This is a genomic window from Streptomyces sp. CNQ085 (assembly GCF_022614595.1).
In the GTDB taxonomy this organism is placed as follows: domain Bacteria; phylum Actinomycetota; class Actinomycetes; order Streptomycetales; family Streptomycetaceae; genus Streptomyces.
Genome location: NZ_JAJFAU010000130.1, coordinates 1 through 14,199, shown reverse-complemented (window position 1 = coordinate 14,199; position 14,199 = coordinate 1). Strand labels below are relative to the sequence as shown.

Genomic DNA, 14,199 nt, shown 5'->3' with positions numbered 1-14,199 from the left:
GGGCGCGGGTCCCGCGCCCGGCCCGGGGCCGGGCTCCCGCACCATCCGCGCGGCCGGCTGCGTGCTGTGGCGCCGCAGGCGCTTCGGCGCGGGGACGGGCGAGGACACGGCCGCCGGTGCGACGGGCATCGAGATCGCGCTCGTGCACCGGCCCAAGTGGGACGATTGGTCGCATCCGAAGGGCAAGCTCAAGCCGGGCGAGGCGGCCCTGCCCGCGGCGGTGCGCGAGGTGCGCGAGGAGACCGGCATGTCCTGCACGCCGGGCGCGGTGCTGCCCACCACGCGTTACGGGACCGGTGGCCGGACCAAGGAGGTCCGCTACTGGGCCGCCGAGGCGACCGGCGGGGCGTTCACCCCGGGTGACGAAGTGGACCGGCTGCTGTGGCTGCCACCGCGGGAGGCCCGGCGGCGGCTCACCCAGGAGCAGGACCGGCTGCTGGTCGACGCCCTGCTGGCCGCCCTCCACCTCGGCTGAGAGTCGCCCCAGCTCTCCCGGCAACCTTCCAGACACCTGCACTGACCTGCTCTTTCAATATACTTGAGTCGGCGCTTGTCAATTTTCCTTCCTGGAGTCGCAGAAGAGCCGGAGAGCATCACAGGAAGTGGTTCCAGGGAAGGGGATGACCCGTGATGCTGATGAGCACCGACCCGTTCCGCGAGTTCGGCCGCCTCACCGGGCAACTGCTGGGCACCACGGCCCGTCCGGCCGGAATGCCGATGGACGCCTACCGCTCCGGTGACGACGTGGTGGTCCACTTCGACCTCCCCGGCATCGGCCCGGAGAGCATCGGCCTCGATGTCGAGCGCCACGTCCTGACCGTCCACGCCGAGCGCCGGTGGCTCGGGCCGGAGGACGCCGGGCGGATCGCCGCCGAGCGGCCCACCGGCAAGTTCAGCCGACAGCTCTTCCTCGGCGCCACCCTCGACACCGACCGGATCGACGCCTCTTACGACGCCGGTGTCCTGACGCTGCGCGTCCCGGTGACCGAGCAGGCCAAGCCGCGCAAGATCCAGGTCAGCGGCGGTTCCGGCAAGAAGCGGCTGACCGGCTGAGCGGCCGGCCCCGAGGGCGCCGGGGTTCCGGGGGATCCGAGCACCCGCGCTCTCACCTCCCCTTCGCGCCGCCCGGCGCCAGGGCCTCCCACCGCACGGTGACCTCGCCCTGACGCCAGCGGCGCGGCCCGTCCACGACCGGCCAGCGGGCCGCGACCTCCTTCACCGAACGCATCCAGCGCTGCCGCGCGCCCAGCGCGGCGTACGGGGCGGCCGCCGCCCAGGCCCGGTCCATGTCGAGCAGGAAGGCATGCACCCGCTCACCGGGCACATTACGGTGGATGAGCGCTTTGGGCAGCCGTTCGGCCAGGTCGGAGGGGGTGTCCAGAGAGCCGAGCCGGGTCGCGAACGTCACCGTGCGCGGCCCCTCCGGGCCGATCGCCACCCATACGTGCCGTCGCCCGATCTCGTCGCACGTCCCCTCCACCAGCAGCCCGCCGGGTGCCAGGCGGGCGCGCAGCCGGCCCCAGACGGGAGCGACCTCCCGCTCGTCGTACTGCCGCAGCACGTTCGCGGCCCGGATCAGCACGGGACGCCGCCCGCCCGGCAGCGGCACCTCGAAACCGCCGTGGGCGAAGACCAGCCCGGGGCGCTCGTAGGGCCGGGCCGCCTCGACCCGCGCCGGATCGATCTCGATCCCGGTGACGCTCACGTCCGGACACCGCGCCCGCAGCCGTTCCAGCAGCTCGACGGCCGTCCAGGGCGCGGCGCCGTACCCCAGGTCCACGGCGACGGGGCCGTGCGGATCGGCGGTGCGGCGCAGCGCGGGTCCGTGGACGGCGGCGATCCACCGGTCCATGCGTCGCAGCCGGTTCGGATTCGTCGTTCCCCGCGTGACGGCTCCCACGGGCCGCTCCGCTCCACGCCTGCCCATGCCGGCCACCCTACGGTCCGGCCGCGTGCCGCCCGGCGCGGGCCCGGACCGCGCCGCGCCTCCGGGCCGGGCCGCGTCACGGTTTGGCAAAGAGGAAGAGCGTGGGAAGGGAACGGCCCGCGCCGGTGTTGACGACCCGAGAGAGCGGACCGTCGCTCGGCGTCCCGTCCCGGAGGAGGCAGCGCAGGTGAGCCCGCATCCCACCAGGCTCGGTCGACGGCTGCACCGGTTCACGCGACGGCCCCGCCGCGTGGCCATGCTCAGCGTCCACACCTCGCCGCTGCACCAGCCCGGCACCGGCGACGCCGGGGGCATGAACGTCTACATCGTCGAGCTGGCCAGGCAACTCGCCGCTCAGGGCATCGAGGTGGAGATCTTCACCCGCGCCACCGACGGCGGGCTCCCGCCCGCCGTCGAGCTGACCCCCGGCGTACTGGTGCGGCACGTGGACGCCGGTCCCTACGAGGGGCTCGCCAAGGAGGACCTGCCCGCCCAGCTGTGCGCCTTCACCCACGGAGTGATGCGCGCCTGGGCCAGTCGGCGGCCCGGCCACTACGACCTGGTCCACTCCCACTACTGGCTCTCCGGCCACGTCGGCTGGCTCGTCGCCGAACGCTGGGGGGTTCCCCTGGTACACGCCATGCACACCATGGCCAAGGTCAAGAACGCCGCCCTCGCCGCGGGTGACACCCCCGAGCCCGCCGCCCGCGTCATCGGCGAGACGCAGATCGTACGGGCCGCCGACCGGCTCATCGCCAACACCGCCGAGGAGGCGGGCGAGCTCGTCCACCACTACGACGCCGACCCCGCCCGCACAGCCGTCGTCCACCCCGGCGTCAACCTCGACCGCTTCCGCCCCGCCGACGGCCGCGCCGCCGCCCGCGCCCGCCTGGGCCTGCCGCGGGACGCCTTCGTGCCCCTGTTCGCCGGGCGGATACAGCCGCTCAAGGCTCCCGACGTCCTGCTGCGCGCCACCCGCCTGCTGCTGGACGAGGAGCCCGCCCTGCGCGAACGCCTCGTCGTCCCCGTGGTCGGCGGGCCCAGCGGCAGCGGACTGGCCAAGCCCGAGCAGCTCCAGAAACTCGCCGCCCGCCTGGGCATCACCGACGTGGTGCGCTTCCACCCGCCGGTCGGCCAGGACCTCCTCGCCGACTGGTACCGCGCGGCGAGCGTGCTGGTGATGCCCTCCCACAGCGAGTCCTTCGGACTGGTCGCCGTCGAGGCGCAGGCGTGCGGCACCCCCGTCGTCGCCGCGTCCGTCGGCGGACTGCCGGTGGCGGTACGCGACGGAGTCAGCGGTTTCCTCGTCGACGGCCACGAGCCGGCCGGCTACGCGCGGGCCCTGCGGCACCTGATCGGCGACCGTGCGCTGGCGGCCCGCATGGGCGAGGCCGCCGCCCGCCACGCGAGCGGCTTCGGCTGGGACACCGCCGCCGCCACCACCGCCGAGGTGTATGCCGAGGCGATGGCCGGACGCCGCCGTCACCTACTATCGGCACATGGGTGACAAGCGCGACAACAGGGGCGGCGACGCGACCGCGAAGGCCAGGGCCGCGATCGAGCGGACGCTGTGTGAGGCCGAGCTGAAGTGGGAGAGCCCGTCCGACGGCAACTACGTCGTCACGCTGCCGGGCACCCGCAAGCTCTCCACGACCTGCTCCCTGATCGTCGGCAGGCACTCCCTCTCCGTCAACGCCTTCGTCGTCCGCCGCCCGGACGAGAACCACGCCGAGGTCCACCGCTGGCTGCTGGAGCGCAACACCCGCCTGTACGGCCTGGGCTACGCCCTCGACAGCCTCGGTGACGTCTATCTCGCGGGGAGGCTGCCGTTGCCGGCCGTCACCCCCGAGGAGGTGGACCGGCTGCTCGGCGTGGTCGTGGAGAACGCCGACGGTGCGTTCAACACCCTGCTGGAGATGGGTTTCGCCACCTCCATCCGCAAGGAGTACGCCTGGCGGACCTCCCGCGGCGAGTCCACGCGCAACCTGGAGGCGTTCGCGCACATGCTGCGCGACGAGTGAGCGGACCGGCGGACGGGGGACCGGCGGGACAGCGCCGGGGCAATCGGGGCCCCGGCGCACATGTGGCGAGAGCCCATGCGCCAGGGCCTCCCTGTGTACGGCACGGACATTGCCGGTGCGTGTGCGCGAGGCGGACGCTGCCAGGAATCACCACCGCGAGCCGGCCACTCACCGGTGGCCCGTACATGATCCGCCGAGGAGCCCTCCCGCCATGCGCAGACCCGCCATCACCTCCCTAGCCGCGGCCGCCGTGGCAGCCGCACTCGCCACCTCCTGCTCCAGCCCCGGCACCACCGCCTCCGGCGACGGGGGAGCCGAGGAGGTCGAGGTCGCCCTGATCACCTCCACCAGCGGGCCGCTGGCCTCCTACGGCGAGCAGTACCTCCAGGGCTTCGAGGCGGGTCTGGACCACATCACCGGCGGTACCGGGAAGATCGACGGCGTCGAGATCAAGGTCAGCAGGTACGACGACGGCGGCGACCCCGCCAAGGGCGTCTCGCTGGCCAAGAAGAGCGCCGGCCAGGGCGTGCGGATCATCGTCGGCACGGCCGCTTCCGGCGTGGCCACCCAGATCGCTCCGGTCGCCGCCCAGAACAAGGTCCTCTACATCTCCGGCCCCGCCGCCACCGATGCCCTCACCGGCGCCAACAAGTACACCTTCCGCTCCGGGCGCCAGACCTTCCAGGACGTGGCCACCGCACAGCAGATCCTCGTGAAGCAGGACGACGGCGAGGGCGGCAAGGGGAAGAAGGTCGTCGTCCTCGCCCAGGACAACGCCTTCGGCCAGGCCAACGTCGCCGCCGTCAAGAGCGTGCTCGGCGTCGGCGGTACCACCGTGGAATCCGTCCTCGCCCCGCCCAGCGCCACCGACCTCACCCCGACCGCCACCAAGGTCAGGGCCGCCAAGCCCGACATGGTCTTCGTCGCCTGGGCCGGCGACACCGCCCAGTCGATGTGGACCACCCTCGACCAACAGGGCGTGCTCGACGCCGCCACCGTCGTCACCGGACTCGACAGCCGCGCCAGCTACCCCGTCTTCGGCAAGGCACGTGACAAGGTCACCCTCCTGGCCCACTACGTGCCCGGCGCCATCGACAGCCCCGAGGCGAAGGCCGTCGAGGAGTACTTCGGGAAGAAGGGCTGGAAGACCGATCTGTTCACCCCCGACGGCTTCAACGCCGCCCAGATGGTCGCCCAGGCCGTCCGCGAGGCCGGAGCCGACGGCGACACCGACGCCATGGTCGAGGCCCTGGAGGGCCACACCTTCGCGGGCGTCAAGGGCGAGAACACCGTCCGCGCGGGTGACCACGCCCTGCTCCAGCCCATGTTCCAGGCGGAGTTCGACGGCGACGCGCCGAAGGTGGTCCTCACCGTCGACGCACGGGCGGTCGCCCCCGCCGAGCGGAAGATCGGCTGACGGCGGTGACGCCTGTCCTCGAACTGAGCGGGCTGAGCTGGTCCGTCGGTGCGGCGACCATCGTCGACGGGGTCGCACTGGCTGTGGAGGAAGGCGAGTTCGTCGCCGTCATCGGACCCAACGGCGCCGGCAAGACATCCCTGTTCAACCTCGTCTCCGGCATCACCCGCCCCACCGCGGGCGCCGTCCGGCTGGACGGCGCCGACATCACCGGCCTGCCGCCCCACCGCCGCGCCCGCCGCGGGCTGGGCCGCACCTTCCAGTCCTCCTCCGTCTTCCCGACCATGACCGTCGCCGAGCACGTCGCCCTGGCCGCCCGCGCGGCCGGCGCGAAGCGGGTCGCGGAGGGCGGGAAGGGCGTACGGGCCGTACTGGAGCGCGTACGGCTCGCCCAACGCGCCGACGACCTCGCCGGGGGCCTGTCCCACGGCGACAAGCGCAAGCTGGAGCTCGCCGTGCTGCTCGCCCCCACCCTCGCGCAGGGCGGCTCCTCCCCGGGCGACCCCCGCCTGATGCTCCTGGACGAGCCCATGGCGGGCGTCGCGGCCGAGGAGGTCGGCGAGCTGACCGACGTCATCCGCACCCTCCACCGAACCGAGGGACGCACCGTGCTGATGGTCGAGCACCACATGGACATCCTGCTCGGCCTCGCCGACCGGGTGGCCGTGATGCATCACGGGACCCTGCTGGCCGTCGGAACCCCCGGCGCGGTGATGGCCGACCCGGCCGTCCAGGAGGCGTACGTGGGGGAGGAACTGTGAGCGCGAACCCCGTATCGCACCCCATCCTGTCCGTGCGCGACCTGCGGGTGCGCATCGGGCAGTCCGCCATCCTCCAGGGCGTCGGCTTCGATGTCGCGCCCACCGGCACCACCGCCCTGCTGGGCCGGAACGGAGTGGGCAAGACCACCACGGTCCGCGCCGTGCTGGGCCTGCTGCCAGAGGAGGGCGAGGTCACCGGCGGCACCGTCCGCCTGGACGGTGAGGATGTCACCGGCCACCGCACCCACACCGTGGTACGGCGCGGCGTCGGCTACGTGCCCGAGGACCGCGGGGTGTTCGGCTCCCTCACCGTCGCGGAGAACCTCGCCCTCGCCGAACGCGCCGGCGGACCCCACCACTACGACCTCGTCCACGACCTCTTCCCCGAGCTGAAGGCCCGGCGCGCGCAGCGGGCGGGCACCCTCTCCGGCGGCCAGCAGCAGATGGTCGCCCTCGCCCGCGCCCTGCTCAACGACAACCGCCTGGTCATCGTCGACGAGCCGACCAAGGGACTCGCGCCCCGCGTCGTCACCGAGGTCGCCGAGGTGCTCCGGCGCGCCGCCGAACGCGTCCCCGTGCTGCTCGTCGAGCAGAACCTGGCCGTCGTACGCCGCCTGGCGCACGACGCGGTGGTGCTGGACGCGGGCCGCACCGTCCACACCGGCGACGCGGCCGGACTCCTCGCCGACCGCGAGCGCACCACGAGCCTGCTCGGCGTCGGCCGCCACGAGCGGCCGGAGCGGCCGGATGGACAGTCCGAGGCGCAGGGACAGCGCGAGCACGCGACCAAGGAGACCACCTGATGAGCACGCTGGTCCTGCTCACCCTGACCGGACTGGGCCTGGGGGCCCTGTACTTCCTCATCGCCTCCGGCCTCGCCCTGATCTTCGGCCTGATGGATGTCCTCAACTTCGCCCACGGCGCCTTCCTCACCGTCTCGGCGTACGCGGCCTGGCGCACCGCCGAGACCGTCGGCGGCACGGGCGGGCTGGCGCTGGCCGCGCTGGTCGGCACCGCCACCGGCGCGCTGCTGGCGATCGTCGTCGAACTCGTCCTCATCCGCCGCCTCTACGGGCGTCCCCGCGAGCAGATCCTGGTCACCGTCGGCCTCTCACTGGCCGTTCCCGCGCTCGTCCAGGCCGTCTGGGGCGCGGACTCCCGCCCCTTCCCCGTCCCCGACGCGCTGTCGGGCACCGTCCCGGTGCTGGGCGCGCAGGTACCGGTCAGCCGCTTCGTGCTGATCGTGGCGGCCCTCGTGGTACTGGCGGCCGTCAACCTCTTCCTGTCCCGCACCCGCTACGGACTGATCGTGCGGGCGGGCGTGGAGGACCGGGCGATGGTCACCGCCCTGGGCATCGACGTCACCCGTGCCTTCACCCTCGTCTTCGCCATCGGCGGCGCCCTCGCCGGACTGGCGGGCGTCCTCGGCGGGCTCTACTTCGGCTCGCTCTCCCCCCACCAGGGCACCTCGCTGCTGGTGTTCGCCTTCGTCGTGGTGGTCATCGGCGGCATGGGCTCCATCCCCGGCGTGGCGCTCTCCGCGCTCGCGGTCGGCCTGGTGCAGCAGTACGCCAACTACTACGCCGACGGCTACGGCGACTTCGCCGTCGTCGTACTGCTCGCGGCCGTCGTCCTCGCCCGCCCCGCCCCCCGACTCGCAGGAGGAGTCGCATGACAGCCTCCCCGGCCTCACAGACCTCACAGGCCGACCGGGCCGCCGCACCGCCCTCCTCCGGCGAGCGGCCCGCGTCCGCCGCCACCGGACCCGGCGGATCGTCCGGCCCCGCGGCCCGGCCCGTCCGCCGGTGGCGGGGGGCGGCCGCACCGGCCGCCGTACTGGTCGTACTGGCCCTGCTGCCGTACTCCGCCCTGGAGATCCCCGTACTGCTCGACGGCCCGGTCAACTCGCCCGGATCGCTCCAACTGCTCGCCCTGTGCCTGGTGTTCGGTGGAATCGCCCTCGGCTACGACCTGATGTTCGGCCGCACCGGCCTGCTCTCCTTCGGCCACGCCCTCTACGTCGCCGGCGGCGCCTACGGCACCCAGCTCGCCATGACCGGACTGGGCCTGGGACTCCTCCCCGCCATCGGCCTGGCCCTGGCCGGCGGCACGGCCGCCGCCGTCCTTCTGGGCGCCGTCTCGCTGCGCGGCCTGGCCCTGGGCGGCATCGGCTTCGCCATGGTCACCCTCGCCTTCGCCCAGGCCGGCTCGATCTGGGTGCAGCGCAACCCGGGCGGCCTCACCGGTGGCGAGGAGGGCCTGCCGCTGCACACCGGCGGAGTGCCCGACGCGCTGGTCGGCGTGCAGAACACCGCGAACGTCTACTGGCTGGCCCTGGCCTACCTCGCCCTGACAGCCGCCGTGGTGTGGACGGCCGTGTCCCGGCCGGTCGGCAGGGTCTGGCAGGGCATCCGCGACAACGAGCAGCGGCTCTCCGTCCTCGGCTACGACCCGTTCCGCCACAAGCTCGGCGTCTTTGTCCTGGCCTCCGCCCTCGGCGTGCTGGGCGGCGCGATGCACCTGCTGGTCACGGCGGGCGCCACTCCGCGCTCCAGCACCCCGGAGTTCACCCTCACCCTGCTGGTGATGGTCGTCCTGGGCGGCAGCGGCACCCGCTGGGGTCCGCTGATCGGCGGGGTGCTGTTCACCTTCCTCGACCAGCGGCTGGCGGTACTGGCGAGCTCGGACCTGGTGCACGGGCTGCCGGGTATCCTGCGCGCGCCGCTGTCGGAGCCGATGGTCGTCCTCGGCACGCTGTTCGTGATCGCCGTGTACGCGGCCCCGGGCGGCATCGCCTCGATACGGCGCTCGCTGACCTGGCGGAGGGGAGAGGAGACCCGATGACGGACCCGACCACGGACCCGGCGACGACCGGACGTACCGCGCGTACCGCGCAGGAGACGGCCGTCCCGGTGCGCGGAGGAGAGCTGGCCGTCTCGCGGTGGCCCGGCGCCGGGCGGCCGGTGATCGCCCTGCACGGCATCACCGCCAACGGCCGCTCCTTCGCGTCCCTGGCCGCCGCCCTGGGCGAGGAAACCCCGCTGTACGCTCCCGACCTGCGCGGCCGGGCGCGCAGCGCCGCGCTTCCGGGGCCCTACGGGCTCGCCGCCCACACCGAGGACGTCATCGCCCTCCTGGACCACCTGGGCGAGGAGCGCGTGGTGCTGGTCGGCCACTCCATGGGCGCCTTCGCCGCCGCGCTGACGGCGGCCCGCCACCCGGACCGGATCGCGGGCGCGGTGCTGGTGGACGGCGGCGTGGGCTTCCCCGCCCCCGCGGGCACGGATGTCGACGAGTTGCTGGAGGCCGTGATCGGCCCGGCGATGCGGCGGCTGTCGATGACCTTCCCCGACCGGGAGGCGTACCGCGCGTTCTTCCGCGAGCACCCGGCCCTGGCCCCGCACTGGAACGACGACGTCCGGGCCCACATCGACCGCGATCTGGTGGGACGGGAACCGGAGCTGCGCAGCAGCTGCGTGCTGGAGGCGGTACGGGCCGACGGGGCGGACGTCCTGGCCGACCCGGAGACCCTCGACGCGGCGCGGACCGCCGCCTCGGCCGGAGTGCCGGTGACCCTGCTGTGGGCCGAACGCGGCATGCTGGACGAGCCGCGGGGGCTGTACGACGAGGGCCGCCTCGCCGCGGCCGGCCTCGGCCCCGGAGCCGGTTCCGGTGTGACCGTGCGGTGCGTGCCCGGCGCCAACCACTACTCCGTCCTGCTGGCCCCCGGCGCCACGGCGGCCATCCGTACGGCGCTGGAGGCCCTGCGGGCCGCCTGACGCCCCGGGCCCTCACCCGGCCCTTCCCCGTCCCGTCCCGCCCCGCCACCCGGCCGGGCGGGGGCGGGGCATACCGGCGGGTAGTCTCGCCAGTCGGCCGTGCCGTACGGGGCTCCGGGCGGTCGATTAGGCTCGGCTCCATGGCCGACGCACCGTACAAGCTGATCCTCCTCCGCCACGGCGAGAGCGAGTGGAACGCGAAGAACCTGTTCACCGGCTGGGTGGACGTCAATCTGACCGAGAAGGGCGAGAAGGAGGCGGCCCGCGGCGGTGAGCTGCTCAGGGACGCCGGCCTGCTCCCCGACATCGTGCACACCTCCCTCCAGAAGCGCGCCATCCGCACCGCGCAGCTCGCCCTGGAGACCGCCGACCGCCTCTGGATCCCCGTCCGCCGCTCCTGGCGCCTCAACGAGCGCCACTACGGCGCGCTCCAGGGCAAGAACAAGGCACAGATCCGCGACGAGTTCGGCGAAGAGCAGTTCATGCGGTGGCGCCGCTCCTACGACGTCCCGCCGCCGGTCCTGGAGGACGGCGCCGAGTGGTCGCAGAGCGACGACCCGCGCTACGCGGTGATCCCCGGCGAGCTGCGTCCGCGCACCGAGTGCCTCAAGGACGTGGTGATCCGGATGATGCCGTACTGGTACGACTCGATCGTCCCGGACCTGATCACCGGCCGCACCGTCCTGATCGCCGCGCACGGCAACAGCCTCCGCGCGCTGGTCAAGCACCTCGACGGTGTCTCCGACGCCGACATCGCGGGCCTGAACATCCCCACCGGCATCCCGCTGTCCTACGACCTGGACGCCGACTTCCACCCGGTCAACCCGGGCGGCACCTACCTCGACCCGGACGCGGCCAAGGCCGCCATCGAGGCCGTGAAGAACCAGGGCAAGAAGTAGCCGCACAGCACGAACGAGCCCCCTGCCGGCAGCAAAGCTGCCGGCAGGGGGCTCTTCGCTACCTCTGGGCCGTCGCTGGGCCCTGCTCGGTCATGAGTGAGGCTTGGTGAGGATCTCGGCCTTCACCTGGAAGGCCACCAGGAACGCCGTCAGAGGGCTTCTCGAAACCGAGTGTGGGGGCTGGGTTTGTGCTGGTGAGGCATGGTGTCGGGGCGGGTGAGGTAGGTCCGGTGCGTCCGTGGAGATGGCGTGCTGGAGGTGTGTGATGGCGTCGGTGCTGGGGCGGCTGGAGGAGCGGGAGCGGCGGAGCGGAACCATCGGACTGTTCATCTGCGACCGTTTCGACATCAGTGTGACGTCGACCACAACCGGAGGGGCAGGGGGCGTCGGTCAGGGGCGTTGGCGTCTGCGGTTGACCTCAACTGGCCGCAGGACCATAGGTCCGCATTAGTTGTGGCAGACAGTGTTCGCCGCCAACTATGCCGGGAGGCCGAGGCTCTTCAGGTAGGTGAGGCGGGCGTTTATGGCTGCGGCGAAGTGGCGCCAGTCGAGGCTGTCGACCGGCTCGATCGGGCTCGGGTTCTCCAGCGAGGAGGCCACGTAGCAGACGGCGTCGTAGAGCTGTTCGTCGACGAGACGTTGGCAGAAGGTCCCGAAGCGGTCCTGGTACGAGGTGCCGTGCCACATGGCGTCGACCGGCAGGCCGCCCTTTGCGATCTTGACCGGAGACCGTGACCCCCCGCCGTCCTGCATGATGAAGAAGTAGCCGAGCCGGGGCTTCTCCTTCGGGAACAGCCCTGCCAGGGCCGCGCGGCGCAGGTCGACGGCGCTGCCGAGGGCTTCTTCAACCCGGTTGTTGTAGTTGTTTCCGTACGACGGCCCGCCCAGCCCCTTGAGCTCGAAGGCCGCGATGAGGACGCCCTCGTGGACGACCACGACGTCCCACTGCTTCTGCGGCCGGTAGTAGCCGGGCAGTGCGAGCCCCTGGGACTTGGTGACGCGGATGCTCTCGGGCGGGTAACCAGCGTCGAGGAAGAACTTGGCCAGGAGGGCGGCGATGGCGTCGAAGTGCTTGCCGCCCCGTACGGTGCCCGCGGTGCCGGCGCCCACCGCGTCCCGGATCATGGACTGCTCGCCCTGCATCTGCTTGGCGCCCCAGTAGGCGGCTATGGCGTCCTCGAAGTCCTGGCGGGTGACTGTCACCGTCGGCTTCTCCTACTCGGGCAGTTCGGCAAGTCCGTACACGCGCAGCGCGGCCTCGGTGGCAGCCTCCACGTCCCGACGGTCGAAGGCGTCCGCGAGCGCGGCCCTGTCCCGCTCGTCGATCGCGTCCGGGTCGGGAACACGGATCTTACGGAGGTACTGGGCCTGGAAGCGAAGGGTTCCCCCGCGCATCCGAACCGCGTAGGCCTCCACGAACGCCTGGGCGATTCCGGACAGCAGCAAGCCGCCGAGAACACGCAGATCCCAGGTGTCCGAGACGATGTAGTACAGGTTGTGGTGAGGGTACAGGCCGCCTTCGTCGAGGACCGGATGGATCGTCAACTTCATGTCCGGGAAAAGCAGCTTGGGTCGGCGGGTGAGGCGGGCGTCGACCTTGTCGATCGTCTTGTACCAGCGGTGGGGCTGCTTGACCGCCACGTACCGCTTGCGCAGGGAATCCCCGTGCCTGTCGAGGTAGGAGGCGAGCCGGGGGTAGGCGTCGAGGTCGACCAGATCGCCGTCCGTGCTCCACGGGTTGACCAGGTAAGTGCCGCCCCAGTCGAGGGTGCCGCTGGTGGTGTCGCGAACCATCGCCATCGGCAGCAGCCGATCGGGTTCGACCGCGTCGGCGTTCTGCGTGAGGAAAACTTTGTCCGCGCCGGTGGCGACTCCGATGCCGACACGTGTCCCGGTGCGGGAGTCCTCCAGCAGCCCGAAGCGCTTGGTGAGGTCTTCCAGCATCGCCAGCCGGGCCGGGGAAGCCGCCGGCCAGGACTCCTCCCCGGGGAACCAGTGCGGCAGGCGCACGGCCTGGAAGGCTTCCGCGTCGATCTGCTCGCGGGCCCCGGACCGGCACCAGGCGACGAAGTCGCGGGACCGCGCGGCGTCGAAGGCCCGTGTGGTGTCGGCGACGACGGTCGGCCCCTGGCGGTGGTTGGAGATGACCGTGATGGCCGGATACGCAGAGACCTGCTCGTCGAAGGCGTCCACGTCGTGCATGGTCAACACCAGGTCCATGCTGAAACCGCGAGTCACCAGGTGGCGCAGGGCGCGGCCGTACTGGTTGCGCATCCAGCGGTCGGCGCAGATGAAGCCGAGGCGGCCACCCGGGGTGAGGCTGTGCAGGGCGGTCTCGTAGAAGCCGATGTAGATGTCGGCCCGGCCGCTCATGGTGGGGCAGGCATCCCGGTAGGCGGCCATGCGGTCGTCGGGGACGTCTTCCAGCCGGATGTAGGGAGGATTGCCCACGACGTAGTCGGCGCAGTGGTCGGAGTCGGCCTGGAGCAGGTAGTCGCCCTGGCGCACCCATGCCGCGGCAATCCGCTCGGAGTCTGCTGAGCCCCAGCCCTCGTCTTGCAGTGCGCGCGTGATCAGGGTCCGGCTCTGCTCCACGTTGTGGTCCAGCAGATCGAAAGCCCGAACCGCCTCGGTCGCGTCGGTGAGGGGGCGACTGTGGGCGTGGCAGGAGGCGCTTACGCGGGAGGCGATGGCGCCCAGGAACGCGCCGCCGCCGCAGGCCGGCTCGATCAGCTTGGTGTCGCACAGGTCCTTGTCCGGCGTGTAGCCGATCAGGTCCAGGATCAGCTCGACCACCCAGCCACGGGTGAAGACCTCGCCGTGTTCCACGGCCTCCTGTAGAGACTTGGGAAGGGCGAGGCTGTCGGTGCCGAAGAGCGCGAGAGTTGCCACCCTTGGACACTATCGCCCCAGGCACAACGAGCCGGATTCGTCCACAGAACGTACTCACCTGCTGACAGCGGGGGCAGTGCTTCGGACGCTGGCCGGTCGAGTCAAGTAGCCGTCTGCATGACATGCTGGGCCGTCGCTGGGCCGTGGAAGGGTGGCCGGCGGCGACCAACGACGACAACCATTGACGGCTCAGCCGCAGGTCAGAGCGTTGGTAGGTCGAGCAGTCGCAGGCCGCGGAACCGGCCGTGAAGAACCAGGGCAAGAAGTAGCCGTACGGACTGACCAGATCCCCTGCCGGCGGAAACTCCGTCGGCAGGGGATTCGGTCAGTTCTCAAGGCCGTACTGGGTAGCCGGCAGACGCAGGTCCCCGCGCACATCAGGGCTTGATCAAGTTCCCTCGGTTCCCGGGTTGTTGGTGATGCCCAGGAGTGGAAGTGCTCGTTCGGGTTGGTCGCGGATTGCGCGGGTGGTCTTGGCGATGTTGTCGGCTCCCAGGGTTCTG

At 72.1% G+C, this 14,199-nt stretch carries 14 protein-coding genes; 11 read left to right on the top strand and 3 right to left on the bottom strand.

Annotated elements, in window-relative coordinates; all coding sequences use genetic code 11:
• Positions 1–43: 43 nt before the first annotated feature.
• Positions 44–475 (top strand): NUDIX hydrolase, encoded by a 432-nt coding sequence (locus tag LJ221_RS19130; RefSeq protein ID WP_374228505.1) that lies wholly within the window; start codon positions 44–46, stop codon positions 473–475.
• 155 nt (positions 476–630) lie between these two features.
• On the top strand, positions 631–1,053 hold the full coding sequence (locus LJ221_RS19125; RefSeq protein ID WP_241717956.1) for an Hsp20/alpha crystallin family protein: 423 nt from the start codon (positions 631–633) through the stop codon (positions 1,051–1,053).
• Positions 1,054–1,105: 52 nt separating this feature from the next.
• On the opposite strand, the gene LJ221_RS19120 is transcribed toward LJ221_RS19125, so the two are convergent.
• Positions 1,106–1,927: a trans-aconitate 2-methyltransferase gene (locus LJ221_RS19120; protein ID WP_241717955.1), complete on the bottom strand. Its 822-nt coding sequence runs from the start codon at positions 1,925–1,927 to the stop codon at positions 1,106–1,108.
• Between the two features lie 187 nt (positions 1,928–2,114).
• On the opposite strand from LJ221_RS19120, the gene mshA reads away from it, so the two are divergent.
• The 9 genes from mshA (at position 2,115) to LJ221_RS19075 (ending at position 10,804) form a co-directional block, all read left to right on the top strand.
• Complete coding sequence (mshA, locus tag LJ221_RS19115) at positions 2,115–3,434, top strand: D-inositol-3-phosphate glycosyltransferase (RefSeq protein ID WP_241717954.1); 1,320 nt, start codon at positions 2,115–2,117, stop codon at positions 3,432–3,434.
• On the top strand, positions 3,427–3,948 hold the full coding sequence (locus tag LJ221_RS19110; RefSeq protein ID WP_241717953.1) for a YbjN domain-containing protein: 522 nt from the start codon (positions 3,427–3,429) through the stop codon (positions 3,946–3,948). The genes mshA and LJ221_RS19110 overlap by 8 nt, the downstream gene beginning before the upstream one ends.
• Before the next feature lie 211 nt (positions 3,949–4,159).
• The gene (locus tag LJ221_RS19105) at positions 4,160–5,365 is read left to right on the top strand and encodes a substrate-binding domain-containing protein (RefSeq protein WP_241717952.1); all 1,206 of its coding nucleotides are present in this window, start codon (positions 4,160–4,162) and stop codon (positions 5,363–5,365) included.
• Positions 5,366–5,370: 5 nt separating this feature from the next.
• Positions 5,371–6,126 carry an ABC transporter ATP-binding protein gene (locus LJ221_RS19100; RefSeq protein ID WP_241717951.1) on the top strand — a complete coding sequence of 252 codons (756 nt, stop codon included), beginning with the start codon at positions 5,371–5,373 and terminating at the stop codon, positions 6,124–6,126.
• Complete coding sequence (locus LJ221_RS19095; RefSeq protein ID WP_241717950.1) at positions 6,123–6,929, top strand: ABC transporter ATP-binding protein; 807 nt, start codon at positions 6,123–6,125, stop codon at positions 6,927–6,929. Before LJ221_RS19100 ends, LJ221_RS19095 begins: the two co-directional genes overlap by 4 nt.
• On the top strand, positions 6,929–7,801 hold the full coding sequence (locus LJ221_RS19090; protein WP_241717949.1) for a branched-chain amino acid ABC transporter permease: 873 nt from the start codon (positions 6,929–6,931) through the stop codon (positions 7,799–7,801). Before LJ221_RS19095 ends, LJ221_RS19090 begins: the two co-directional genes overlap by 1 nt.
• Positions 7,798–8,970, top strand: a complete 1,173-nt coding sequence (locus tag LJ221_RS19085) for a branched-chain amino acid ABC transporter permease (protein WP_241717948.1) — start codon at positions 7,798–7,800, stop codon at positions 8,968–8,970. The genes LJ221_RS19090 and LJ221_RS19085 overlap by 4 nt, the downstream gene beginning before the upstream one ends.
• The gene (locus LJ221_RS19080) at positions 8,967–9,905 is read left to right on the top strand and encodes an alpha/beta hydrolase (protein WP_241717947.1); all 939 of its coding nucleotides are present in this window, start codon (positions 8,967–8,969) and stop codon (positions 9,903–9,905) included. The genes LJ221_RS19085 and LJ221_RS19080 overlap by 4 nt, the downstream gene beginning before the upstream one ends.
• Before the next feature lie 140 nt (positions 9,906–10,045).
• Positions 10,046–10,804: a phosphoglyceromutase gene (locus LJ221_RS19075; protein WP_241717946.1), complete on the top strand. Its 759-nt coding sequence runs from the start codon at positions 10,046–10,048 to the stop codon at positions 10,802–10,804.
• A 477-nt stretch (positions 10,805–11,281) separates the two neighbouring features.
• Here the strand turns inward: LJ221_RS19075 and LJ221_RS19070 are convergent, their stop codons facing one another.
• The gene (locus tag LJ221_RS19070; protein ID WP_241717945.1) at positions 11,282–12,007 is read right to left on the bottom strand and encodes a PaeR7I family type II restriction endonuclease; all 726 of its coding nucleotides are present in this window, start codon (positions 12,005–12,007) and stop codon (positions 11,282–11,284) included.
• Between the two features lie 12 nt (positions 12,008–12,019).
• On the bottom strand, positions 12,020–13,696 hold the full coding sequence (locus tag LJ221_RS23785; RefSeq protein ID WP_241717944.1) for an Eco57I restriction-modification methylase domain-containing protein: 1,677 nt from the start codon (positions 13,694–13,696) through the stop codon (positions 12,020–12,022).
• Positions 13,697–14,199: the final 503 nt, after the last annotated feature.